Here is a 23,814-nt window from a genome sequence, read left to right on the forward strand (position 1 = left end):
ATCGGGTCCAGCGTTCGCTAACCCTCCGGGTAGAGCGGGAACTTCCGGCACAGGGCCTCGACTTCCACCTTGACGCGGGCCAGCGCCAGATCGTCTTCTGGCGACGCCAGCGCCCGGGCAATGAACTCCGCGACGCGATCCATCTCGGGCTCGCGCATGCCCCGGCTGGTGATCGCGGGCGTGCCGACCCGGATGCCGCTCGCCACCATCGGCGGGTTGCGGTCGAAGGGGATGGCGTTCTTGTTGACGGTGATGCCGGCCTTGCCGAGCGCCGCCTCCGCCAGCTTGCCGGTCAGCCCCTTCGAGAACACGTCGACGAGCATCAGGTGGTTGTCGGTGCCGCCGCTGACGAGACGGAAGCCGGCGGCGCCGAGTCCGGCGGCGAGGCGCACCGCGTTGGCGACGATCTGCCGCTGATAGTCCTTGAAGCCGGGCTCGAGCGCTTCCTTGAAGCACACCGCCTTGGCGGCGATGACGTGCATCAGCGGCCCCCCCTGGATGCCGGGGAATACCGTGCGATCGAGATCCTTGGCGTACTGCCCCCGGCAGAGGACCATGCCGCCGCGCGGTCCGCGCAGCGTCTTGTGCGTCGTCGTGGTCACGAAATCGGCGTGCGGCACCGGGCTCGGGTGGATGCCGGCGGCGACCAGGCCGGCGATGTGCGCCATGTCGGTGACGACCGCCGCGCCGATCGCGGTGCCGACCGCGCCGATCCGCGCGAAGTCGATGACCCGCGGATAGGCGCTGGCGCCGACCATGATCATCCGCGGCTTGTGCTCGTGCGCGAGCCGCTCGAGCTCGTCGTAGTCGATCCGCTCGTCGTCCTGCCGCACGCCGTAGGGGACGATGGTGTAGAGCTTGCCGGAGAAGTTGAGCGGGTGCCCGTGCGTCAGGTGGCCGCCGTGCGCGAGGTTCATGCCGAGCACCGTGTCGCCCGGCTTGAGCAGCGTGAAGTAGACGGCCATGTTGGCCTGCGCGCCGGAATGCGGCTGCACGTTGGCGTGCTCGGCGCCGAACAGCTCCCTGGCGCGGGCGATCGCCAGCGTCTCGGCGACGTCGACGAATTCGCAGCCTCCGTAGTAGCGCCTGCCGGGGTAGCCCTCGGCATATTTGTTGGTCATCACCGAGCCGGCCGCCTGCAGCACGGCCTGGCTGACGAAGTTCTCCGACGCGATCAGCTCGAGGCCGCTGTTCTGCCGGTGCCGCTCGTCGTGAATGGCCTTGTCGATCTCGGGATCGGTGGCGGCCAGCGTACGCCAGCGGGACGGAGTGTCGGTCGTGTGTGCCATGCGTTCCTCTTACGAGCAGACCTGAAGGTCTGCGCTACTTGTCACGGGCAGACCCGAAGGTCTGCGCTACTTGTCACGGGCAGGCCCGAAGGTCTGCGCTACTTGTCACGGGCAGACCTGAAGGTCTGCGCTAGTTTTCTCGCCGCAGGGCTGGGTTCAGTCCTGTGCTTGTAGCGCAGGGCTTCAGCCCTGCCTCACTGTCTCTCACGCTCGATCTCCATGACCTCATCGATCCGCCGCTGGTGGCGTCCGCCCTCGAAGGCGGTCGCCAGCCACAGCGCGACGATCTCCTCGGCCAGCCCGAACCCGACGATGCGCGCGCCGATCGCGAGGACGTTGGCGTCGTTGTGCTGCCGTGACAACCGCGCGGTGTAGAGATCGTTGCAGAGCGCGGCGCGGATGCCGCGCACCTTGTTGGCGGTCATCTGCTCGCCCTGGCCGCTGCCGCCGATGACGATGCCGCGATCGACGACACCGACCGCGACCTGACGGGCGACGTCGGCGCAGATGGGGGGATAGTCGATCGGGGTGTCGTTGTGGGTGCCGCGATCGTCGACGTCGTGGCCAAGCCCCGCGATCAGCGCCAGCAGGTGCTCCTTGAGCGCGAAACCTGCATGATCGGCGCCGATCGCGATGCGCATAGAATGCTGATTATAGCCGTGTCCACCGCCGTCATCACACGCAAGGGGGAAGACCGCGCGCGCGGCGGACACCCCTGGATCTATCGCAGCGACGTCGCCGACGTCGAGGCGACGGCGGGTGATCTGGTGCGGGTGCTGGGCGTACACGGGCGCGTGGTCGGCCACGCGCTCTTCAGCGACCGATCGGAGATCACCCTGCGGATGGTGACGCTCGGGCCGGAGCCGCCGGCGGCGACGTTCGTGCGCGATCGGATCGCGGCCGCGATGCGGTTCCGCGAGTCGCTCCAGCCCGACGCGACGGCGTATCGTCTCGTGCACGGCGAGGCGGATCGGCTGCCGTCGCTGATCGTCGATCGCTACGGCGACTACCTCGTGGTGCAGGCGTTGTCGCAGGGCATCGATCGCCGGCTTCCGGAGATCGCCGCCGCGCTCGGCGAGCTGGCGCAGCCGGCCGGCATCCTGGCGCGCAACGACCCGCGCGTGCGCCAGCTCGAAGGCCTGGAGCAGAAAGTCGAAGCGCTCGCCGGCGAGGTGCCGGCGACGATCGAGATTCGTGAGGGGGCGGTCCATTACGACGTCGACCCGTGGCACGGACAGAAGACGGGACTCTTCCTCGATCAACGTGAGAACCGCGACGCGGCGCTCGCCTACGCGCGAGGACGGCTGCTCGACGCCTTCAGCTACAACGGCGGCTTCGCGCTGGCGCTGGCGCCGAAGTGCGACACGGTGCTGGCGGTCGACATCTCCGAGGAGGCAGTGGCGCGCATTCGGGCCAATGCCTTGCGCAACCGCCTCGCGCACGTCGAGGCGCGCGCGACCAATGTCTTCGACGAGCTGCGCGAGCTGGAACGGATCGGCGCCCGCTTCGACACGATCGTCCTCGATCCGCCGGCGTTCGCCAAGAACAAGGCGTCGGTGCCGAAGGCGCTGTCGGGCTACAAGGAAATCAACCTGCGGGCGTTGAAGCTGCTCGAGCCGGGCGGCTTTCTCGTCACCTGCAGCTGTTCGTACAACGTCAGCGAGGGTCTGTTCCAGGAAGTGGTCGCCGCGGCGGCCGTCGACGCCCGCGCGGTGGTCTCGATCGTCGAGAAGCGCTCGCAGGGCCGCGATCACCCGATTCTGCTGAGCGTTCCGGAAACGCACTATCTGAAGTGCCTGATCCTGCGGAAGCTGGCCTGAGTCCGGCGACGGCGGTGCCATACCGATCGAGCGGCCGCTACCTGAACCGTCGGCCACCGGTGCCGCCGGGACGGCGATGGTAAGGGAATTACCGTTGGCGTAACCCGGCACGGCAGGGCTTCTCGGGCTCGGACCGGCGGTTACGCGGCATGCCGGTTGCGGACGTATTCGACGATGACCAAGATGCTGATCGCAGCGGCTGTCCTGTCGTTGATGGCGCCCGATCCGACAGGGGGCGTCGGCATCGACATGCGCAACGTCCACCTGCGGGTCGCCGCCGATGCCGCGCTCGACATCAACTGGCTGCACGGCACGCTGCGCCCGACGCGTCCGGGGCAGATTCCCGTCTTCGACGATCCGTCTTCCTTCGACATGGCGATCGAGGACGCCGAGCTGTCGATCGACGCCGCCAGCCTGACCGCGCTCGTCAATCACGCGTTCGCGTTCAAGGGATCGAATCTGTCGGACCTCACGGTGTCCTTCGAGGGGCCCTACATCGTGCAGCACGGAAAGCTGTCGAAGGGCGTGACCGTACCGTTCACCGTGACGGCATCGGTGAGTGTCACACCGGAAGGACTGCTGCGTATCCATCCCGAGAAGATGAAGACCGCCGGCGTGCCGGCGTCGGGTTTGATGCACCTCTTCGGGATCGAGCTCGACAACCTCGTCCACCAGAACCCGGCGCGCGGCATCCGGATCGAGAAGGACGACCTGCTGCTGGATTCCGGCAAGATGCTGCCGCCGCCTGCGACGAGCGGTCATCTTGTCGGCGCCGCGGTGCGCGACAACCACCTCATGCAGACGTTCGGGCGCGGCGCCGCGCTGCGTCCGAAGAGCGGCGGCAACTACATCTGGTTCCGCGGCGGCACCATCCGCTTCGGCAAGTTGACGATGAGCGACGCCGACCTCCAGTTGATCGATCAGCAGCAGGCCGACCCGTTCGACTTCTACTCCGCGAAGTACGACGCCCAGCTCGTCGCCGGTTATTCGAAGAACACGCCGCAGCACGGGCTCCGTACCTACATGCCGGACTACCGCCGCGTCGGGCGTTGACGGTCTCGCCCCAGCGCCTCGCTTACTCGCTGTGCGCCAGGCGGAAGCCGAGGCTCGGCCCCCGGTCCTCGGGCCGGTGCGTGTAGCGCGTTGCGCAGCGGGCGGAATCGGCGGCGAAGAGCCAGCTGCCGCCGCGGATCACCTTGCGGTCGGGCGTGTAGGCGGGGCTGTCGGGCGCGGCGGCGCCGGGATAGGGCGCGTAGTTCGTCGCGGTCCACTCCCACACGTTGCCGGACATGTCGAACAGTCCCCACGCGTTCGGTGGATACGAACCGGCCGGCCGCGTACCGCGGCCGTTGATGTTCGCGCGGCCTGTGTCGATCGTGCCGCTGTCGCCGTAGGCACCGTTCCCACCGGCGCGGCAGGCGTACTCCCACTCCGCCTCCGTCGGCAGCCGGAACCCGGGCCACGCGCTCTGTTCGTTCAGCCGCGCGATGAAGCGCTCGACCTCGTCATAGTTCACCTGCTCAACGGGACAGCCGCTGCAGCCGGCGTGCTGTGACGGGTTGGTGCCCAGCACGTTCGTCCACTCCGCCTGCGTCACTTCGTGGACACCGAGATAGAACGGCCGCTCGACGATGGCCCGGTGCCGGCGTTCCTGTGCCTCGCGGTCCTTCTCGGTCTCCGGCGACCCCATCAGAAACGATCCCGCCGGCACGAGCACGAACGGCATCCCGGTGACCGGATCGGCGCGTTGCGCGAGCGCCGCTGCCAGCGTCAGCAGGAGCCCGCTGAGGCATAATCGTGCCATGGCTACCCGCACAGACTACACGCCTCTGACCGCGGCCGACTTCGCGACGGCGTTTCCGAACTCCCGCAAGGTCCACGTCGCCGGGTCGAGCGGCGTGCGCGTGCCGATGCGCGAAATCATGCTGAGCAACGGCGAGACGCTGCGCGTCTACGATGCGAGCGGGACGCAGGGCGGCGACGTGCGCGCCGGCCTGCCGAAACTGCGCGAGCCGTGGATTGCACCGCGACGGGGGGGGCCGGTCGTCACACAGCTGCATTACGCGCGGTCGGGCGCGGTCACGCCAGAAATGGAGTTCATCGCGATCCGCGAGGGGCTCGACCCCGAGTTCGTCCGCTCCGAGGTGGCCCGCGGGAGGGCCATCATCCCCGCCAACGTCAACCATCCCGAGCTCGAGCCGATGATCATCGGCCGCAATTTCGCGGTGAAGATCAACGCCAACATCGGCAACTCCGCCGTCAGCTCGACGATCGAGGAGGAAGTGGACAAGCTCCGCTGGGCGACGTTGTGGGGCGCCGACACGGTGATGGATCTGTCGACCGGCAAGGACATCCATCAGACGCGCGAGTGGATCCTGCGCAACTCGCCGGTGCCGATCGGCACCGTGCCGATCTACCAGGCGCTCGAGAAGGCGGGCGGCCGTCCCGAAGATCTGACGTGGGAGATCTACCGCGACACCCTCGTGGAGCAGGCCGAGCAGGGAGTCGACTACTTCACGGTGCACGCCGGCGTCCTGCTGCGCTACGTGCCGATGACCGCGCGCCGCGTCACCGGTATCGTCTCGCGCGGCGGGTCGATCCACGCCAAGTGGTGCCTGGCACACCATCAGGAGAACTTCGCCTACACGCACTTCCGCGAGATCTGCGAGATCATGCGCGCCTACGACGTGTCGTTCTCGCTCGGCGACGGGCTGCGCCCGGGATCGATTGCCGACGCCAACGACGAGGCGCAGTTCGCCGAGCTGCGGACGCAGGGGGAGCTGACGAAGATCGCCTGGGAGTACGACGTGCAGGTGATGAACGAGGGCCCGGGCCACGTACCGATGCACCTCATCCGCGAGAACATGGACAAGCAGCTCGACTGGTGCGGCGAGGCGCCGTTCTACACGCTCGGGCCGCTGACGACCGACATCGCGCCGGGCTACGACCACATCACCTCGGCGATCGGCGCCGCCATGATCGGCTGGTACGGCACGGCGATGCTGTGCTACGTGACGCCGAAAGAGCACCTCGGCCTGCCGAACCGCGATGACGTCAAGGCCGGGGTCATCGCCTACAAGATCGCCGCCCACGCCGCCGACCTGGCCAAGGGGCATCCGCGCGCCCAGGCGTGGGACGACGCGCTGTCGCGGGCGCGATTCGAGTTCCGATGGGAGGATCAGTTCAACCTGGCGCTCGATCCGGTGACCGCGCGCGCGTACCACGACGAGACGCTGCCGGCCGACGGCGCCAAGGTCGCGCACTTCTGCTCGATGTGCGGGCCGAAATTCTGCTCGATGGAGCTGACGCAGCAAATCCGAGCCGGCGCAGCCGGCGTCATGGATCCTGCGGATGCCGCGAAGGGCATGGCCGAGAAGTCCGCGGAGTTCCGCGACAAGGGGTCGGCGCTCTACCTGAAGCAGGACTAGCCGGGTGCCTCTGCGTCCTGCGCGCTGCTGACTTCCGCGCGCGTCGCGAGCGTCAGCACGTTCTCGGTGGTATCCGTTTCGGCAAGCCGGGGAAAGATCTTCTCGATGCAGAAACGGTGTACCTCGGGGTCCATATCCGTGATTGCATCCGTGACGACAACGACGTTGTAGCCGTGATCAGCGGCGCTGCGCGCCGTGGCTTCGACACCAGTGCCGGTCGCAACGCCGGTCAGAAAGACCTGGGTCACTCCGCGCTCGCGGAGGATCTCGTCGAGTTCGGTCCCGATGAACGCACCCGCCCGCTGCTTGCTGATGAGGATGTCACCAGGCTGCTGATCCAGTTCCGGAACAAGCTCTGTCCAATCGTTGGAGAAAGAGAAGCTGCGCGGACCGGCGTCGGTGCGACCTGGAGCGGCCGCCGTCACGTTGATCAGTACGACCGGCAGGCCGCGCCCGCGGAAGGTGCGCGCCAGTTGAGCCGAACGGCGGACAATCTCGCCGGCAGGGTGAACGGTCGGAAGGCCGACGATGCCTTTCTGAAGGTCGATGACAATCAATGCGGCGAGCGGATCGAGTGTGGTGACTGGCATGGCGTGTCGTCTGCTACCTGGCGTGCTTGGTTGCGAAGCTCACGCTCCCCATGATGCTGATGGCGACGATGCCAGCGAAGAAGAAGACGAGTCGTGCGACGTCTCCACTCGAAACGCGTCCCACCCGGAACAACAGGTAGCCGACGACCAGATTCGCAAGCGCCCAGACCACATTCACGGTCGGGGAAGACAGCCCTTTTCCGCGAGGTCTGGCGAACGGTGTCGGGAAGCCGTCACCCGAGATGCCATGTACGAAGTGAGGGACGACGTTCGTCAGGAACGCTCCTGCGAGAAGACACTCGATGGACTGAGTCCAATTCATTGTGGCTGCCTTTCGAACACCGAGATGAGATTGCCTGGCGTGCCGCCGGGGAGCAGCCCCTTTTCCCGGTAGATCGGCTCGATGATGGCGCTGATCTGCGGCAGCTCGAAGGAGAACCAGACGGCTCCTGCGACGCAGAAAGCGCCGGTGATGACCACCGCGTGAGGCGCTCCTATCCGCGCCGCCAGGGCGCCCGCCAGGAGACTCCCAAATGGGGCCGCCCCGAAGAACGCCATGGTGTAGTAGCTCATCGCCCGGGCGCGTTTGTCCTCTGGCACCAGCGATTGGATGATGGTGTTGCTGACCGAGGCCACCTGCAGCATGCCAAAACCGACGCAGACCATCAATCCAAGCGACAGCCACAGTCTGTGCGACAGACCGAAGAGCATCAGTGAGCTTCCCAGCATGGCACTTGATATGGGAAGCATGCGTGTCAGGCCGGTCACCGATTTGCGGAGAGCAAGAGAGACTGCCGAGAGCAGCGCGCCGATTCCAGATGCGCCCATGAGCCAGCCGAGCGTGGTCGCCCCGCCGTGAAATATCTGGACCGCAAACACCGGCATGAGCACCGACCACGAGTAGCCCATCAGGCTCATCACAGAAAACAGCAGGAGAATCGTGCGGATCGGGCGAAAGGTACGGACGTAGTCCCATCCCTCGCGCATCTGCTCGAGCATGTTGGTTCTCCTGCGGCCGATGTCCAATGGCGTGATGTGCATCAGGAGCAGCGACGCGATCACGGCACCGTAGCTGATCCCGTCGATCAGAAAACACGCGCCTTCACCGAAGCCGGCAACCACCAGGCCCGCGATCGCCGGGCCTACCAACCGCGCCCCATTGGCCATCGATGAGTTGATGGCAATGGCGTTGCTCAGGTCGTGCGGGTCGTCGACCATCTGGATCAGGAAAGACTGGCGCGCGGGCATGTCGAACGCGTTGATCACGCCCTGTAAGGCGGTGAGTCCGATGATCTCCCAGAGCGTGATCAGGTGGGCGATGGTGAGAGCGGCCAGTGCCAGCGACTGGATGCCGGCAGCGGCTTGCGTCCACACCAGCAGCTTGCGTCGATCCAGGCGATCCACCCAGACGCCCGCCCAGGGGCCCAGCAGAAAGGACACGATCTGCCCCGCGAAACTCACCACGCCGAGCAGCAGGGCCGACTCCGTCAGATGGTAGACGAGCCAGGTGGTCGCCAGCCGCGTCATCCACGTGCCGAGGACGGAGATGCTCTGGCCGACGAAGAAGAGCTTGAAGTTGCGGCTGCGCAGGGCGCGCCATGCGTGCGAGATCGAGGCCCGTGGCCGAGGACGCGGCGTCATCGCGGCTCGCTTTCCGCCAGCCGCCGCATGATTCGGCCGGCTTGGAAGACGATCGCTTGTTCCCGCTTCTCAAGCTGGGAGACCGCGCGCACGATCCAGGCGCGTTTCGCATCACCCGCCGCCTTCTGCGCCGCCGCACCTCTGGGTGTGAGCCGGAGATTGATCTGGCGGCCGTCCGTCGCATGCGGCTTGCGTTCGACGAGCCCCATCTTTTCGAGCGTGGCGACGATGGGACGCATCGACTGCGGTCGCATGCCTTGCAGGCGCGCCAGGACGGCGGTGGTCGCGGGTCCGTCTTTCGCGAGCCGCTTCATCACGGCGGTTTCGCTCCACGAGAGGTCGTGAGAGGTGCCCGTCGCGCGAACGCGACGCACCAACAGACCGATCGATTCGGCGAAGTCCGTGATGGCGATCTCGAACGCGTCAGGCGACATCCAGCCAGACTACCAACAACAGGCAATCTTGCAAGTTAAACTTGCGATATTTCCCGTCAACAATGGCTGCGATGGCCTGACAGCTCTGAGACGCGCACTCCCGCGGTCTAGAGTGTCGCCGGTACGATCTGGATGACCGTCTTGAAGCGCGCCGGCTGCTTGCCGCGCTTGGGGTTCAGGTAGCCCGCCGATCCGCCCCACGCATAGTCCTTCACCGTCACGCTCGGCGGGAAGACCATCGACTCTTCCTTGAACTTGCCGATGTCGAACTCGTGGATCGCGGGTTCGTCGTAGATGAGATCGCCCTTCTGCTTCAGTTGGTTCCGATAGTAGTTGACGATCTCGCTGAACGCCGCGTTCGTCCCGAACAGATAACCGCGCTGCCCCTTCCCGATATCGAAGGAAGTCAGGAACTCCGCCCCCGGGTAGACGTCCACCCCCAGCATGGCAGCGGTGGGCGGATCGGTCGAACGCGGCGGCACCGGCGCGACCTGGGTCGCCGGCGGCGCGACGACGGGGGGCTTCGACGGCGTTTGCGCCGGCTGCGCGGCCGCAGGCGGATTCGACTTCGACGTGCCCGGTTTCGGGAATGGTTGCGGCGTCTGCGCCGCCGCCACCGAGCCGACGGCGATGAGAAGCGATGCCGCCGCCAGTCTCCTACTCATGCGGCGATTATACCGGCGCGGCGCGCCCGATGCCGCGAGTCGCGCCGGTTCAGCTTGGCGCCTCGTGCACTGTCGAAACACCCGTGGTGATCGAGGAGGCGCGGATCGTCAGAACGTCTGCTCGTCGGCCGACGGTCCATACAGCGCGGGGACGGCCGCGCCGTTGAGGCGGATGTAGACGGTCAACTGTCCCCGATGGTGCGCCAGGTGCATGAGCGCGTCGCGCATCATCACGTGCCGCGGCCCCTCGGCGACGACGACACCCCGCGCCTTCAGACGCCACGGCTGCATCAGATGATCGTCGCTCGTCGACTGGAGCGCCTGCGTGGCGCCGTCGAAACCGGCATCCACCGCCTTCAGCAACTCCTCGCGCGTGGTCAGCGGCTTCGAAAACGGCGACGACTGCCCGGCCGGAGGTGCGACGTCGAACTCGTCCTGGCCGATCATCATCGTCAGCCATCCCGGCATCATGGCCACCAGGCCGGTCAGGCGTCCAAGCGGCATCGATTTCTCATGCGGCTTCCAGTCGCCTTTGCCTTCCGGCACCGCCGCGACGGCCTTGCGTGTGATCGGCCGCTCGCGTTCGAGGTCCGCCATGAAAAGCTCGCGCAGCTGCATCCTCGCCCTCCTCTCGGGTTTGCCGCCCGGCGGCCTTCGCTTCAGCGGATCGGGGGGACGACGCCGTTCGGCGTCATCTTGTCCACCACCTGCGGCAGCACCTGTGACAGCGTCTGCGTCAGGTCCTGCACCGACAGGCCCGATTTTGCGGCGAGCTGCTGCAGGAGATCGGGACCGAGTGCCCGGTGCAGATCGTCCGGCGAAACAGGCTGATTCGGCCCCGCGCTCACCCACGACTGAACGGTGTTGCCCAACCCGTTGCTCTCGAGCTGGCGCACGATCCCCGACAGGCCGCCGTGCTGCTCGAGGACGCCGTTGACGACCGAAACCATACCCGCGCCCACCAGCCCGCCGAGAATGCCGTCGAACATGCCCATTTGTGGCTCCCTCATAGGAAGCCTACCCGATCGGTGCCGGGACCGCATCCTTGCCGCACGCTGCCACTACAATTGTCATCGCCCGCCATGCCGGCCATCCTCGACTACGCGCGACAGCACGTCGGCACGACCATCGCGGCGATCGAGCGTCTCGTCGGGCTCGAGTCGCCGAGCACCGACAAGGCCGCCGTCGATCGTTGCGGCCGCGAACTGGCGGGCATGTTGCGCGACGCGGCCGCCACGGTCGACGTCGTGGCGAACGCGGACTACGGCGACTGTCTCCGCGCGCGGTTCGGCGGCGACGGGCCGGCGGTGATGCTGCTCGGTCACTTCGACACGGTCTGGCCGGTCGGCACGCTGGAGCGGATGCCGCTGCAGGTCGATCGCGACAGATTGTCCGGTCCAGGCGCCTTCGACATGAAGGCCGGCATCGCTATCGGGCTGGCGGCCCTGCAGGCGCTGCGCGCCACGAACACGCCGCATCCACCCGTGCAGATGGTGTGGACTGCCGACGAGGAAATCGGCAGTGGAACGTCGCGCGGGCTGATCGAGGTCGAGGCACAGCGGGCGCGCGCCGTGCTGGTGTTGGAGCCGTCGCTGCCTGGCGGCGCCTTGAAGACGGCGCGCAAGGGATGCGGCGAATTCGAGCTGGTGGTCCACGGCATCGCCGCGCACGCCGGACTCGATCCCGGCAGGGGCGCGAGCGCGATTCAGGAGCTGGCAGCGCAGATCGCCGCAATCGATCGGCTCCAGGATCTCTCGAACGGCATCAGCGTGAACGTCGGCACGGTCGCGGGCGGCTCACGCCCGAACGTCGTGGCGGCAGAGGCGCGCGCCGTCATCGACGTCCGCGCTCCGACGCGCCCGGCGGCGGAGCGGATCGAAGCGGCCCTGCGCGCGCTGCAACCGCTGCGGCCGGGGACGCGTCTTACGATCACGGGGGGATTCGATCGCCCGCCGATGGAGCGGACGGCCGCGATCGCCGGGCTCTTCGAGCGCGCGCGGAGCATCGCGGCGGCGCTTGGACGTGACCTGGGCGAAGGGGCGGCCGGTGGCGGCTCCGACGGGAACTTTACCGCGGCGCTCGGCGTCCCAACTCTCGATGGCCTCGGCGCGATGGGTGACGGCGCGCACGCCGCCCACGAGCATGTCGACGTGCCGTCGCTGCCGTGGCGGGTGGCGCTGGTCGCCGCGTTGATTGCAGGGCTGTAACCTGTTGCGGCGTCTGAGCGTGGCGCGGAACACACGGACTCTCCGCCACCGCGGCAAAAAACCTCTAGAATAGAACCATGCCCAACGGCTTGAAAACGGTGCTGCTGCTCGGATTGCTCAGCGGAGTGCTGCTCGCGATCGGAGATCTGTTCGGCGGTGCCAATGGGCTGCTCATCGGCCTTGTCATCGCCGTGGTGATGAACTTCGGGTCGTACTGGTTTTCGGACAAGCTCGTCCTCCGCATGTATCGCGCGCAGGAGGTCGGCCCGGGGCATCGTCTGTTCGGGATTGTCGAGCGCCTCTCGCGTCAGGCGATGCTGCCGATGCCGAAGGTCTACGTCATCCCCGATCCGTCGCCGAACGCCTTCGCGACGGGGCGCAATCCCGAGCACGCCGCGGTCGCCGCGACCGACGGCATCCTGCAGGTGCTGAACGACAACGAGCTCGAAGGGGTGATCGCGCATGAACTGGCGCACGTCAAGCACCGCGACATCCTCATCAGCTCGGTGGCGGCGACGATCGCCGCGACGATCATGTTTGCCGCGCGCGCGGCGCACTTCGCGGCGATCTTCGGCGGCTACGGCGGCCGCGACCGCGACCGCGGCAGCAATCCGATTGCGCTGCTGGCGACGATCATCCTGGCGCCGATCGCCGCGATGCTGATCCAGATGGCCATCTCGCGCTCGCGCGAGTACGCGGCGGACGCGGGCGGCGCCAAGATCGCCGGCAATCCCTACGGCCTGGTCGAGGCCCTGAAGAAGATCGAGGCGAAGAGCCGGCAAGTGCCGCTCGATGCCAACCCGGCCACCGCCCACATGTTCATCATCAACCCGTTCACCCGCCCCGGGCTGACGTCGCTCTTCAGCAGCCACCCGCCGACTGAGGAGCGCATCCGCGCGCTGCTCGGCACCCTCCGGTAGGTACTGTCCTCCACAGTGGGTGGGCAGGCGGCTGAACAGTCGCCGGCTCCAGCGAGGCGCGGGTGACACCCCGCCGCCACTCTCCTCTCTATTCCCTCAGCCGACGCGGCTTGTACCGCGTCGCCGGCGCTTCCCGAAACGGATCGCGAATTGCTGTGGAGGGGGGCAGTAGCGACTGGCGCGGGAGGACGACGTGAAAGAGGACGATTTCGACATTCCTCAGAGCAAGCTGGCCGAATCAGCCGAGCGCGTCGTCGACCGCTCGCTCGAAGACGCCCGGCGGCGGAACCATGCCCTGCTCACCAACGAGCACGTCTGCCTGGCGTTCGCCCAGTCGGAATGGGACATGTTCGGCGAAGTCATGCGCGATCTCGAGCTGAATCCGCACGAGATCGTGCAGGCCCTCGAAGAGCACCTTCGGCTTCTGCCGAGCCTTCCCAGCCGTGAGCTGCGTGTCGCCCCGTCGACCAAGCTCCTGTTCAAGCTGGCACTGCTGCACGCCAGCCGCTGCGGCCGTCACACCATCGAGGCGACCGATCTGTTCTCGGCCATCTTCGAGGAGACGCAGGGCATCCCGGTGTCGATCATCCGCAGGCACGGGATCGAGCCCGAGACGCTGGTCACTCGGCTGGCGACACGAATGCGCGACCACGAGATGCAGGAGGAGCGTCTGAAGAAGCGCTTCGAGCTTCCCCCGTTCCTCAAGCACTTCGCCACCAACCTGAATCAGCTGGCGCGCCAGGACAAGGTCCCGCCGGTGTTCGGCCGGGACGCGGAGATGGACCGCATCTTCGAGGTGTTGTGCCACCGGGAGCGCGCCAACTCCGTCCTGCTCCTCGGGGAGCCCGGCGTCGGCAAGACCGCGATTGCCGAGGGCCTGGCGCGGCGGATCGAGTTCGAGCCGGACACGGTTCCGGTCCGGCTGCGCGACTGCCAAATCGTCAACCTGCAGATGAACACGATGGTGGCCGGGACGATGCTGCGCGGCATGTTCGAAGATCGCATCCAGAACGTGATTCGCGAGATCAAGGAACGGCCGAACCTCATCCTGTTCATCGACGAGGTGCACACGATGATCGGCGCGGGCTCGGCGCTCGGGGCGCCGTCAGACGCGGCCAACGTCTTCAAGTCGGTGCTGGCCCGCGGCGAAGTCCGGATCATCGGCGCCACCACCGAGAGCGAGTACAAGGAATTCATCCAGGAGGACGAGGCGCTGGCACGACGCTTCCGTGCCGTCCACGTCGGGGCGCCGAGCATCGAAGAGACGCGGACGATCCTCTATAGCCTGCGGCCGCGCCTCGAGCGCAACTACTCGGTGCAGATCAAGGACAGCGCGATCGAGAGGGCGCTCGAGATGTCGCCGCGCTATATGCGCCACCTCCAGCTCCCCGACAAGGTCATCGGCTGGCTCGACACCGCCGCCGTCAAGGCTGAAATCGATCGCCGCTGGGAGGTCACCGGCGAGGACGTCGTCAACGTCATCTCGCAGATCGCGCGGATTCCGGAAGACATGGTCTTCCGCGAGGTGACGGATCGCTTCCGCGGCATCGAAGACAAGCTCGGCCAGCGGGTGGTCGGACAGCGCAAGGCGATCGACGCGGTGGCGCGGCGGCTGGTGCTGAACAAGGGTCCGCTCAAGGACGGATTCGACCGGCCCGACGGCGTGCTGCTGTTCCTCGGCCCGACCGGCGTCGGCAAGACCGAACTGGCCAAGTCGGTCGGGCAGTTCCTGTTCGGCGACGAGAAGAAGATGATCCGTGTCGACATGTCCGAGTATCAGGACGGCGCGGTCGCGGTCGACAAGATGATCGGCATGCCGCGCGGCATCGTCGGCAGCGAACGCGGCGGCGTCCTGACCAACCAGCTGAAGGACAACCCCTACTCGGTGATCCTGCTCGACGAGGTCGAGAAGGCCAGCCCGAGCATGCTGAACCTGTTCCTGCAGGCCTTCGACGAAGGGTGGGTCACCGACGGCCGCGGCAAGCGCGTCTACCTCTCCGACGCGATCGTCATCATGACGTCGAACATCGGCTGCGAGCACTTCCGCAAGCTGACCAGTCCGCTCGGGTTCCACAAGACGCAGGTCGGCGTCGAGCAGATCGAGGGAGACATCCAGCGCGAGCTGGAACGCCGCTTCTCGCCTGAGTTCAGAAACCGCATCGACGAGGTGGTGATCTTCTCGCCGCTGTCGAAGGACGAAGTGCGGCAGATCGCGCTGCAGCAGATCGAGAAGATCGAGCAGTCGCTCAATCGCAGCGGCCGGACGCTGTCGGTGACGCCGGCGGCGCTCGAACAGATCGTCACCGACGGCTACAGCCTGGCTTACGGCGCGCGCTTCCTGAAGCGCGTCATCGAGTCGAAGATCAAGGTGCCGATCAGCCAGCGCTGGGCGGAAGGCGCGTCGTTCGTCGCCGATGCCGCCGACGGGCAGGTCGAGATCCACGTCAACGACGCACACGGCCAGTATCCTGCGCTGGCGGCGACGGCCTAGCGGTAGAATCGGCTCCTGCAGAAGGAGCCTCCCATGCCGATCGGCCGTTCGCTGCGCGTTGCCGCCTTGCTCGCGGCACTTCTCGCGCCGGTTCTCGTCGCCCAGGGCCCGTCCCGCGCCGAGCCCCTGCACTACATGCAGCCGCCGAAGAACATTGTCGACGCCTTCGACGCCGAGCCGCTGCCGCAGACGATCGTCAGCCCGAACCATCAGACGATCGCGCTGATCTCGGCGCGGCAACACCCGTCGATCGCGGAGCTGGCGCAACCGATGTATCGCCTCGCCGGCGTCCGGATCAGTCCCCGGACGAACGGGCCGCGGCTCGGCGGGAGCGTTTACGCGATCACCCTCAAGACGATCGCGACGGGCGCCGACGTCAAGGTGACGCTGCCGCCGGAGCCGCGCGTCTCGAACGTGAGGTTCTCGCCCGACGGATCGCACCTGTCGTTCCTCAACACGAAAAACGCGGCAATTGAAGTGTGGGCGGCGGATGCGGCGACCGGCGCGTCAAGACTGGTCAGCGGGAGCGCGCGCGCCAACGCCACCGCCGGCGACCCCTGCGACTGGCTGCACGACAACGTGACGCTCGTCTGCGAGCTGGTGGCGGCCGATCGCGGCCCCGCTCCGACGGAACCCGAGGTGCCCGCGGGTCCCAACGTGCAGGAGACGTCCGGCAAAGCGGCGCCGGCCGCGACCTACGAGGACCTGCTCCACACGCCGTTCGACGACGCGTTGTTCGAGTACTACTTCACCAGCCAGCTGGTCGCGATCAACACCACGACCGGCGCGCAGAGCCCGTTCGGCAGGCCGGCCATCTACGCGAACGTCACGCCGTCGCCGGGCGGCGATTACGTGCTCGCCACCGCCATCAAGCGGCCGTACTCGCATCTCATCCCGATCAACGGCTTTCCCCAGGACGTCGAGATCGTGGCGCGCCGCGGTGGCGCGGTCACCAAGCTTGCCGACCTGCCGAGCCGTGAGGGGACGCCGCTGACCGGCGTCGAACCGGGTCCGCGCAGCCATCAATGGCGGGCCGACGAGCCCGCGACGATCGTCTGGATCGAGGCGCTCGACGGCGGCGACCTGAAGAACCAGGTACCCTTCCGCGACAAGGTGATGGCGCTCGACGCGCCGTTCACGGCGCAGCCGCGAGAGTTCGCGAAGACCGAGTGGCGCTTCGGCGGCATGTCGTTCACGGACAAGGGTACCGCGCTGCTGACCGAAAACGATCGCGCCTCGCGCCACACCCGCACCTGGCTGCTCGAGTCTGGCGCCCAGCCGCGCAAGGTGTGGGATCGGAAACAGGAGGCGGCGTACGACAATCCGGGGACGCCGATCGCGCACGGCCCGTCCGGAGGCGGCGGCCGCGGCGGCGGCGCCGCCGCGCCGCTGATCCAGAACGGCGACTTCATCTATCTTGCCGGTGAGGGCGCATCGCCCGGCGGCGACCGGCCGTTCGTCGACCGGCTGAACCTGAAGACGCTGGCCACCGAACGCATCTTCCGATCGGGCAGCGACGCGCTCGAGACGTTCGTCGCGCCGCTCAGCGACGACATGAACCGGTTCCTGGTCCGCTACGAGACGCCGGCAGATCCGCCGAACTACTACGCGCGCAACCGCGACACGACGACGAAGCGCGCCGTGACGGCGTTCAAGGATCCGCAGCCGCAAATCCGCGGAGTCACGAGCCAGTACGTCACCTACAAACGCAAGGACGGCGTGACGCTGTCGGGCACGCTGTACCTGCCACCGGACTATCAGAAGGGCACGAAGCTGCCGCTCATCATGTGGGCGTATCCGCGCGAGTTCGGCGACGCCGACTCGGCCAGCCAGGTGACCGGCTCGCCCAACCGCTTCACGACGATCAGTGGCTACTCGCACATGTTCCTGCTGCTGTCGGGCTACGCGATCTTCGACAACCCGACGATGCCGATCATCGGGCCTGGCGAGACGGCGAACGATCACTATGTCGAGCAGCTCGTCGCCAGTGCCGAGGCGGCCGTCGAGCAGGTCGTGTCGATGGGGGTCACCGACCGCGATCACATCGGCGTCGGCGGCCACAGCTACGGCGGCTTCATGACGGCCAACCTGCTCGCGAACTCACGGCTGTTCCGCGCCGGCTTCGCCGAGAGCGGCGCTTACAACCGGACGCTGACGCCGTTCGGATTCCAGAGCGAGCGCCGCACGTTCTGGGAAGTGCCGGACATCTACGGCCGGATGTCGCCGTTCTTCCACGCCGATCGCATCAAGGATCCGATCCTGCTGATGCACGGCGAGATGGACGACAACTCCGGCACGTTCCCGATCCAGTCCGAGCGCCTCTACATGGCGCTGAAGGGCCACGGCGCCACCGTGCGCTACGTCACGCTGCCCTACGAGGCCCACGGCTACGTCGCGCGTGAGACGCTGCTGCACGTGCTGTGGGAGCGCCTGACCTGGTTCGACAAGTACGTGAAGAACGCGGCACCGCGCCCGTAGGCCGCCCACTCACGCATGCGGCAGCGATTGTGAGTGAGCGCGGAGTCCGAGGGACGACGCCGCTCGGATGAGACTAGAACCGCAACGACGCCTGCTGCGGCTGCGCGGCAGGCGTTATCGCCTCCTCCGGCTCGGCGTCGTCGAACTCACGGTGCTTGTCCGTCATCCCGTGACGCGCCTTGAACATCTCGATGATGCCGCGAACCTCCTTGACGTAGGCTGGCGCGGCGTAGGCGCCGACGTAGAGCCGGTTGTAGCTCTTGACCATCTTCGGGAACGCGCCGGCGAGAAAGCCCATGAAGTGATCCTTGGTCCCGCCCTTGAGATACATCACGTTGGCGCCGAGGAACGCGGCGTCGTGATCGGCGATCGCTTTGATCGTCGCGTCGAGCTTGGCCGGCTGTGTCGTGAACCCCGGTACGACCGGCATCATCAGGACGCCGGCGCGGACGCCCGCTTCGCGCAGGATCTTGACGGCGCGTAGGCGCTGCAGCGGATGCGCCGTGCCGGGCTCGAGAGCTCGCCAGGCATCCTCGTCGACGGTCGGCACGCTGACGCACACCGTGCAGCCCGCGACCCGCGACAACTCAGCCAGCAGCTCCTTGTCGCGCACAATCATCGGGCCCTTGGTGACGATGCCAACCGGCGTGCGGCCGGCGATCAGCGCCTCGATCGAGCGGCGGGTCAGTTTGTAGTGCCCTTCGATCGGTTGATAGGGATCGGTCGCGGTGCCGAGCGCGACCTGCTCGCGCGTCCACGAAGGATGATCGAGCTCACGCTGCAGCACGTCTGGGAAGTTCGTCTTGACGAAGATCAGCGAGGAGAACTCGTCCCCAGGGCCGAGGGCGAACTGCGTCTGGTAGCGGCGCGCGAAGCAGTAGTGACAGCCGTGAGTACAGCCGCGATAGGGATTGAGCGTCCACTTGAACGGCATCCCTTTCACGGGATTCAGCGCCGACCGGCAGGTAATCTCCTGGTAGCGCGCCTCGTCGGCGCGCCGCTGCGCCTCGTCGAGCGAATCGGCTCCGTGATCGCGGACCTGCAGGGCGATCATCCTGCTGGTCGGAGGGCGGGGAGCAAGGTCGAAGAGCATGGCGAAAATTTAGCGAAACCATCGCCATGGTAACACGGTGGCCGGGGCACACGCCCCGGCTCACTTCCCCCGCACGCGGCGGTGTTACTTGCCCTGCCCGTCGTGCTTCTGCGCGTAGATGCGGTGGCTCTCGGTGTTCAGCAGATGGTTGAGCTGCTTGCGCTCAGTCGGGTCCAGCCCGCCGCCGCTCTGCCGGTCCTTCGACTGCAGCTGTTTGATCCGCGCTTCCTGCCGCTCCAGCCGGGCGGTTTCCTTCGGCGTCAGACTTCCGTTTTCGATGCCCTCGGCGATCCGGTGCTGCTGATTGGCCTCGCGCTTGTGCACGTTCTGCGCGAATGCGGGGGCGCTCGCCAGCGCGAGCCCGAGTGAAACGACGGCGACAATACTCTTGTTCATTGATCACATCCTCCGGTCATGGGCGCTCCTACACTTAGACCGGGCCCGCCGCCGAGAGTAAAAAGCGATCTTCCGCTCATAACAAATATGCAACCGCGAAACCGATTTGGGCGACGAACATCATGCGGTACATGTGCGCCCACGAGACGTGGTTCTCTTCGACCGCGAGGTCCTCGGGGCGGCGCAGCATCAGGTAGCAGACGTAGATGCCGTACGACGTCATGACCAGGGCGAGCCACTGCAGCAGCACGGCGTTTCCGGTCAGCACGCCGGTCCACGCGCCGACCGCGATCAGCACGAACGGGACGACGAACGACGGCGAGATCATCCAGGCGGCGCGCTTCACACCGTAGATGATCGGCAGTGTGCGGCAGCCGCCGCGCGCGTCTCCCTCCATGTCGGCGAAGTCCTTCGTCGTCGAGGCGCCGAGCAGGAACAGGCCGAAGATCGCCCCGATGTACCAGGGCTCGAGACCGGCGATCGATTTTACCGACGACCAGCCCGCCACCTTCAGCAGCAGGCCGCGCGGGATCGCGATGGTCAGGTTGGCCCAGAGCCCGTGCCGCTTGGTGCGGAGCGGCGGCACCGAATAGACGAACGTGCCGATCGTCGCGACGACGACGATCCAGAAGCACTCGTGCCGCCCGCCCGGCTCGACGAACCAGGCGAGCGTCAGCGCGACCGCGTAGGTGACCCAGGTGAAGATCCACGCGCCCCGCAACGACAGCCGGCCCGACGTCAGCGGCCGTTTCGGCTTGTTGACGCGGTCGATCTCGAGATCGTAGATCTGGTTGAGCGCGTTCGACGCCGCGTTGAGCACGGCCGCCATCATCACGCCGACGATCGGATAGAGCAGGATCGCGGCCGTCCACTGTTCGCGCGGCGCCGCGCCGTACGCGGTGGCGGCACCGGACGCGAAACCGAGCGCGGGCGCGACGAGCGTGAAGGGGCGCGAGAGCTCCAGGAGTATCCGGGCCGGCTTCGACCCCCCGGGCCCCGCCGCACGCTCGCTCGCGGCGCTCGCTCGAGGCGTCAACGCAGCCCTTGCGACACGGCGAGCGTCACGGCGATGCCGACAGTCGAGTTGATGAAATTGAGCACGTCGTTGTTCAGGATACCCGGCTCTTCGAGCGTCGCGCCCAGCCAGCTCTCGACGAGCGCGCCAACGCTGGCGCCGACTACGACTGCGGCAAGCTCGGACAGCGGAATGAGGCCAATCGCGGCAGCGGCTGCACCCAGTCCGAGCGCGCCGAGTACGCCGGCGGCGGTTCCTTCGAGCGACATCGCGCCGGAGGTGCCGGGCACGACCCGCGAGAACGACCTGATCGAGAACGTGCGGCGTCCGTATGCCTTGCCGATCTCGCTGGCGATGGTGTCGCTGCCGGCGGTCGCGAGCGCCGCGACGAATGCCAGGCGCGCGGCCTCGGGATGGACGTCGAGCCCGGCGAGGAGCGCCGCGATCGCGGCGGCGCCGGTGTTGGCGATGGCATTGCCAGGACCGCGGCGTCCACCGCGGTCCTCGTCGATCCCGAGCCGCTGCTTGCGGGCAAGGCCCAGGCGCGACGCGACCGACGCCGCGACGAACGTCAGCAGCAGCAGCAGCCAGCCCTGCCAGCCGAGCGACACGAAGATGGCGATGCCGATGATGGCGCCGCAGATCGCGCCGGCGATCGAGACACTCCGCCCTGCGTAGCCGGCCACGGCGACGAGGGCGTTGGCGGCGAGTGCGAGGGCGACGCGGAGGTTGGGAAGCGCTACCGCGACATACTCGTCCTCGAAGAAGTCGCCGTGGTGATAGTCGACACGGCGAGCCACGACCATTGCGCCGAGCCACAGCACACCGCCGGCTGACAGCGAGACCGAGAGGTTGTCGTCGAGCTTGATCGGAATCGTCTCGACGAACGCTGCCGCGAGCGCGGCGACGGGAACGGCGAAGGCCGCGAACGCCATCGGCACCGTCGCGACCGGCCGGCACCACAGCGCAAGCCCGACGCCCATCGCGGTGCCGGCAACGAAGAACGCCACCGAGCCGGCGACGGTCTTGTCGCGATTCCATGGCCAGCGGGCGCCGCCGATGGCGCGGCCCGCCAGCGTGGCCGCGCCATCGCCCGCGGCGAGAATGCCCCACGCCGCAGCGACGCTGTCGAGGCGGTGTGGAAAGAGCAGCAGCAGCGCCAGAACCGAAATCGGGTAGTAGACGATGCCGTGCAGCCCCGCCCCCCGATCGCCGGGACGGTACAGCCGGCCGGCGACGTGCGGCAGCACGAAGACGTTGAACAGGAGCGCGCCGCCGGCAAGCGCCATCGCCTGCCACCACGCCGTCCAGCGCAGCAGCAGCGCGAACGCACCCATCGAGATGTGGACGATCTGACGGGCCGACTCGGAATGCGGGGCGCGGTTCATGCCGCCGGCGTCACGGACCGCCAGTACTCGAGCAGATCCGCGAGCGTGCGCTCGATCGGGATGCGCGGCTGCCAGCCGGTGTCGGCGCTCAGCCGCGCATGGTTGCCGACGACGACCGGATTGTCGCTCGGGCGAAGCCGCTCGGGGTCGACCTCGACGCTGACGCGCACGCGCGCGTGCGACAGCAGCGCGTCGAGCAGGTCACGCATCCGGTAGCCGCGCCCGCTGCAGACGTTGTAGGGGCGGAGCGGCGTGCCCGAGTCGATCAGCGCCCGATAGGCGCGCACCGTGTCGCGCACGTCGGTGATGTCGCGCTGCGCGTCGAGGTTGCCAACGCGGAGCACCGGCGGGGCGAGCCCGGCCTCGATGCGGGCGATCTGCTGCGCGAAGGCGGAACTCACGTAGGCCGGCGACTGCCGAGGCCCGGCGTGGTTGAACGGCCGCGCCAGCAGCACCGGCAGACCCGACGCGGCCGCCGTCATCTCCTGCGCCAGCTTGCTCACGCCGTAGGGGTGGTTCGGGGCGATCGGATCGTCCTCGGCAATCGGTGCCGTGCGCTGCGCATAGATCATCGCCGACCCGGTGACCACGACTCGGCAGGTGAGCTGCACCTCGCGGCACGCCTCGAGCAGCGTGTGGGTGCCGAGCACGTTCAGCCGCAGCGCGCGCGCCGGCGCCTTCCACGCCTCGTGGACGTCGGCATGTCCGGCACAGTGGTAGATCGCCGCCGGTCGGGCCTGCTCGAGCACGTCGCGGACGGCGGTCCGATCGAGCACGTCGACGGTCGCCCAGCGAAGGCCGTCGCGCGGCCGCGGCGGGGCGCCGCCGCGGTGGGCGAGCCCCCAGACCTCGACGCCCGAGCCAACGAGCAGGTCCACCAGGTGGCCGCCCGCGAACCCCGTCGCTCCCGTGATCAGCGCAGCGCCGTGCACGTCGGACCTGCGGTCAGCGGTTGCCGTACTGCGCCTGATAGTACCGCTGGAATGCCGGGTCCTGATCCTTGATCGGCCGCCACCACGCCTCGTTGTCGTGGTACCACTGCACGGTGGCGGCGAGCCCCGCGGCGAAATCCTCGCGCGGCTCCCAGCCGAGGGCGTGCAGCTTGGCGGCGCTCAGCGAATACCGGCGATCGTGGCCGGCCCGGTCGGCGACGTTCTTGATCAAGGAAGGCGGTTTGCCCGCGAGTTCGAGCAGCCGGTGCGTCAGTTCGACGTTCTTCACCTGGTTGCCGCCGCCGATGTTGTAGACCTCGCCGGATGCGCCGCGGTCGATCAGCAGGTCGATGGCGCGGCAGTGATCGTCGACGTGGAGCCAGTCGCGCTCGTTCTGGCCGTCGCCGTAGAGAGGCACCGGCAGATCGTCGATGAGATTGGTGATGAACAGCGGGATCACCTTCTCGGGGAACTGGTTGGGACCGTAGTTGTTCGAGGCGCGCGTGACGATTACCGGCACGTTGTAGGTCGCCCAGTAGCTGTAGGCCAGGCGATCGGCACCCGCCTTGCTCGCCGCATACGGATTGCGCGGCTTCAACTCGTCGGTCTCGGTGCTCGATCCGGCGGCGACCGAGCCATAGACCTCGTCGGTCGAGATCTGGATGAACCGCTGCAGGCGCGGATGCTGGCGCGCCGCCTCGAGCAGCACGAAAGTGCCGTAGACATCGGTGGCGATGAAGTCGCCGGCGTACATGATCGAACGGTCGACGTGCGTCTCGGCCGCGAAATTGATGACCACGTCTGCGTCGGCGACCAGCGGGCCCGCCACCTGTGGATCGGCGATGTCACCCTTGACGAACCGGTGCCGCGGGTCGTGGCCGACGCTCTCGAGGTTCTCGAGCCGTCCGGCGTAGGTCAGCTTGTCGAGCGTCGTGACTGCCCAGTCGGCGTGGGTGCGAAGGGCGTAGCGGACGAAGTTCGAGCCGATGAATCCGGCGCCGCCGGTGACCAGGACCTTGAGCATGGG

At 67.5% G+C, this 23,814-nt stretch carries 23 protein-coding genes; 7 read left to right on the forward strand and 16 right to left on the reverse strand.

The window, feature by feature from the left end; genetic code table 11:
• Window positions 1-17 precede the first annotated feature (17 nt).
• Together glyA and rpiB are read right to left on the reverse strand one after the other, a co-directional pair.
• A complete protein-coding gene (glyA, locus tag VGI12_02530) occupies window positions 18-1,289 on the reverse strand; it encodes a serine hydroxymethyltransferase (GenBank protein ID HEY2431520.1) in 1,272 nt (423 codons plus the stop codon).
• Window positions 1,290-1,483: 194 nt separating this feature from the next.
• Entirely contained in the window at window positions 1,484-1,930 is a 447-nt protein-coding gene (gene rpiB / locus VGI12_02535) for a ribose 5-phosphate isomerase B (protein ID HEY2431521.1), read from the reverse strand.
• A gap of 18 nt (window positions 1,931-1,948) precedes the next feature.
• Between rpiB and VGI12_02540 the strand changes: the two genes are divergently transcribed.
• Window positions 1,949-3,109, forward strand: a complete 1,161-nt coding sequence (locus VGI12_02540) for a class I SAM-dependent rRNA methyltransferase (protein HEY2431522.1) — start codon at window positions 1,949-1,951, stop codon at window positions 3,107-3,109.
• A 174-nt stretch (window positions 3,110-3,283) separates the two neighbouring features.
• The gene (locus VGI12_02545; GenBank protein ID HEY2431523.1) at window positions 3,284-4,162 is read left to right on the forward strand and encodes a hypothetical protein; all 879 of its coding nucleotides are present in this window, start codon (window positions 3,284-3,286) and stop codon (window positions 4,160-4,162) included.
• Window positions 4,163-4,184: 22 nt separating this feature from the next.
• Here the strand turns inward: VGI12_02545 and VGI12_02550 are convergent, their stop codons facing one another.
• The gene (locus VGI12_02550; protein ID HEY2431524.1) at window positions 4,185-4,913 is read right to left on the reverse strand and encodes a formylglycine-generating enzyme family protein; all 729 of its coding nucleotides are present in this window, start codon (window positions 4,911-4,913) and stop codon (window positions 4,185-4,187) included.
• Between VGI12_02550 and thiC the strand changes: the two genes are divergently transcribed.
• The gene (gene thiC, locus VGI12_02555; GenBank protein ID HEY2431525.1) at window positions 4,912-6,537 is read left to right on the forward strand and encodes a phosphomethylpyrimidine synthase ThiC; all 1,626 of its coding nucleotides are present in this window, start codon (window positions 4,912-4,914) and stop codon (window positions 6,535-6,537) included. The genes VGI12_02550 and thiC overlap by 2 nt on opposite strands.
• Here the strand turns inward: thiC and VGI12_02560 are convergent.
• From VGI12_02560 to VGI12_02590, 7 genes are all read right to left on the reverse strand, one after another.
• Entirely contained in the window at window positions 6,534-7,127 is a 594-nt protein-coding gene (locus VGI12_02560) for an isochorismatase family cysteine hydrolase (GenBank protein HEY2431526.1), read from the reverse strand. The two genes, thiC and VGI12_02560, sit on opposite strands and share 4 nt — an antisense overlap.
• A gap of 13 nt (window positions 7,128-7,140) precedes the next feature.
• Window positions 7,141-7,305 (reverse strand): hypothetical protein, encoded by a 165-nt coding sequence (locus VGI12_02565; protein HEY2431527.1) that lies wholly within the window; start codon window positions 7,303-7,305, stop codon window positions 7,141-7,143.
• Window positions 7,306-7,445: 140 nt separating this feature from the next.
• On the reverse strand, window positions 7,446-8,768 hold the full coding sequence (locus VGI12_02570) for an MFS transporter (protein HEY2431528.1): 1,323 nt from the start codon (window positions 8,766-8,768) through the stop codon (window positions 7,446-7,448).
• The gene (locus tag VGI12_02575; GenBank protein ID HEY2431529.1) at window positions 8,765-9,202 is read right to left on the reverse strand and encodes a MarR family transcriptional regulator; all 438 of its coding nucleotides are present in this window, start codon (window positions 9,200-9,202) and stop codon (window positions 8,765-8,767) included. Before VGI12_02575 ends, VGI12_02570 begins: the two co-directional genes overlap by 4 nt.
• Window positions 9,203-9,309: 107 nt before the next feature.
• A complete protein-coding gene (locus VGI12_02580) occupies window positions 9,310-9,867 on the reverse strand; it encodes a hypothetical protein (GenBank protein ID HEY2431530.1) in 558 nt (185 codons plus the stop codon).
• Window positions 9,868-9,975: 108 nt separating this feature from the next.
• A complete protein-coding gene (locus VGI12_02585; protein HEY2431531.1) occupies window positions 9,976-10,485 on the reverse strand; it encodes a DinB family protein in 510 nt (169 codons plus the stop codon).
• Between the two features lie 41 nt (window positions 10,486-10,526).
• Complete coding sequence (locus VGI12_02590; GenBank protein ID HEY2431532.1) at window positions 10,527-10,877, reverse strand: YidB family protein; 351 nt, start codon at window positions 10,875-10,877, stop codon at window positions 10,527-10,529.
• Window positions 10,878-10,949: 72 nt separating this feature from the next.
• Here VGI12_02590 and VGI12_02595 point away from each other — a divergent pair, with 72 nt between their 5' ends.
• The 4 genes from VGI12_02595 to VGI12_02610 all read left to right on the forward strand — a co-directional run bounded on the left by VGI12_02595 (window position 10,950) and on the right by VGI12_02610 (window position 17,963).
• On the forward strand, window positions 10,950-12,074 hold the full coding sequence (locus VGI12_02595) for a M20 family metallopeptidase (GenBank protein ID HEY2431533.1): 1,125 nt from the start codon (window positions 10,950-10,952) through the stop codon (window positions 12,072-12,074).
• A 77-nt stretch (window positions 12,075-12,151) separates the two neighbouring features.
• Entirely contained in the window at window positions 12,152-12,994 is an 843-nt protein-coding gene (locus tag VGI12_02600) for a zinc metalloprotease HtpX (GenBank protein HEY2431534.1), read from the forward strand.
• Between the two features lie 193 nt (window positions 12,995-13,187).
• Window positions 13,188-15,485, forward strand: coding sequence for an ATP-dependent Clp protease ATP-binding subunit (locus VGI12_02605; protein ID HEY2431535.1), 2,298 nt, complete (start codon window positions 13,188-13,190; stop codon window positions 15,483-15,485).
• Window positions 15,486-15,518: 33 nt separating this feature from the next.
• Complete coding sequence (locus tag VGI12_02610) at window positions 15,519-17,963, forward strand: prolyl oligopeptidase family serine peptidase (protein HEY2431536.1); 2,445 nt, start codon at window positions 15,519-15,521, stop codon at window positions 17,961-17,963.
• A gap of 73 nt (window positions 17,964-18,036) precedes the next feature.
• Here VGI12_02610 and VGI12_02615 read toward each other — a convergent pair whose 3' ends face one another.
• From VGI12_02615 to rfbB, 6 genes are all read right to left on the reverse strand, one after another.
• A complete protein-coding gene (locus VGI12_02615; protein ID HEY2431537.1) occupies window positions 18,037-19,056 on the reverse strand; it encodes a radical SAM protein in 1,020 nt (339 codons plus the stop codon).
• An 84-nt stretch (window positions 19,057-19,140) separates the two neighbouring features.
• Window positions 19,141-19,452 (reverse strand): hypothetical protein, encoded by a 312-nt coding sequence (locus VGI12_02620; GenBank protein ID HEY2431538.1) that lies wholly within the window; start codon window positions 19,450-19,452, stop codon window positions 19,141-19,143.
• Between the two features lie 76 nt (window positions 19,453-19,528).
• Window positions 19,529-20,488, reverse strand: a complete 960-nt coding sequence (locus VGI12_02625; GenBank protein HEY2431539.1) for a UbiA family prenyltransferase — start codon at window positions 20,486-20,488, stop codon at window positions 19,529-19,531.
• Window positions 20,485-21,855: a DUF92 domain-containing protein gene (locus VGI12_02630; protein HEY2431540.1), complete on the reverse strand. Its 1,371-nt coding sequence runs from the start codon at window positions 21,853-21,855 to the stop codon at window positions 20,485-20,487. Before VGI12_02630 ends, VGI12_02625 begins: the two co-directional genes overlap by 4 nt.
• Complete coding sequence (locus tag VGI12_02635; GenBank protein HEY2431541.1) at window positions 21,852-22,787, reverse strand: GDP-mannose 4,6-dehydratase; 936 nt, start codon at window positions 22,785-22,787, stop codon at window positions 21,852-21,854. The genes VGI12_02630 and VGI12_02635 overlap by 4 nt, the downstream gene beginning before the upstream one ends.
• A 13-nt stretch (window positions 22,788-22,800) precedes the next feature.
• Complete coding sequence (rfbB, locus tag VGI12_02640; GenBank protein HEY2431542.1) at window positions 22,801-23,811, reverse strand: dTDP-glucose 4,6-dehydratase; 1,011 nt, start codon at window positions 23,809-23,811, stop codon at window positions 22,801-22,803.
• Window positions 23,812-23,814 lie beyond the last annotated feature (3 nt).

Source organism: Vicinamibacterales bacterium (assembly GCA_036496585.1).
GTDB lineage: Bacteria > Acidobacteriota > Vicinamibacteria > Vicinamibacterales > 2-12-FULL-66-21 > JAICSD01.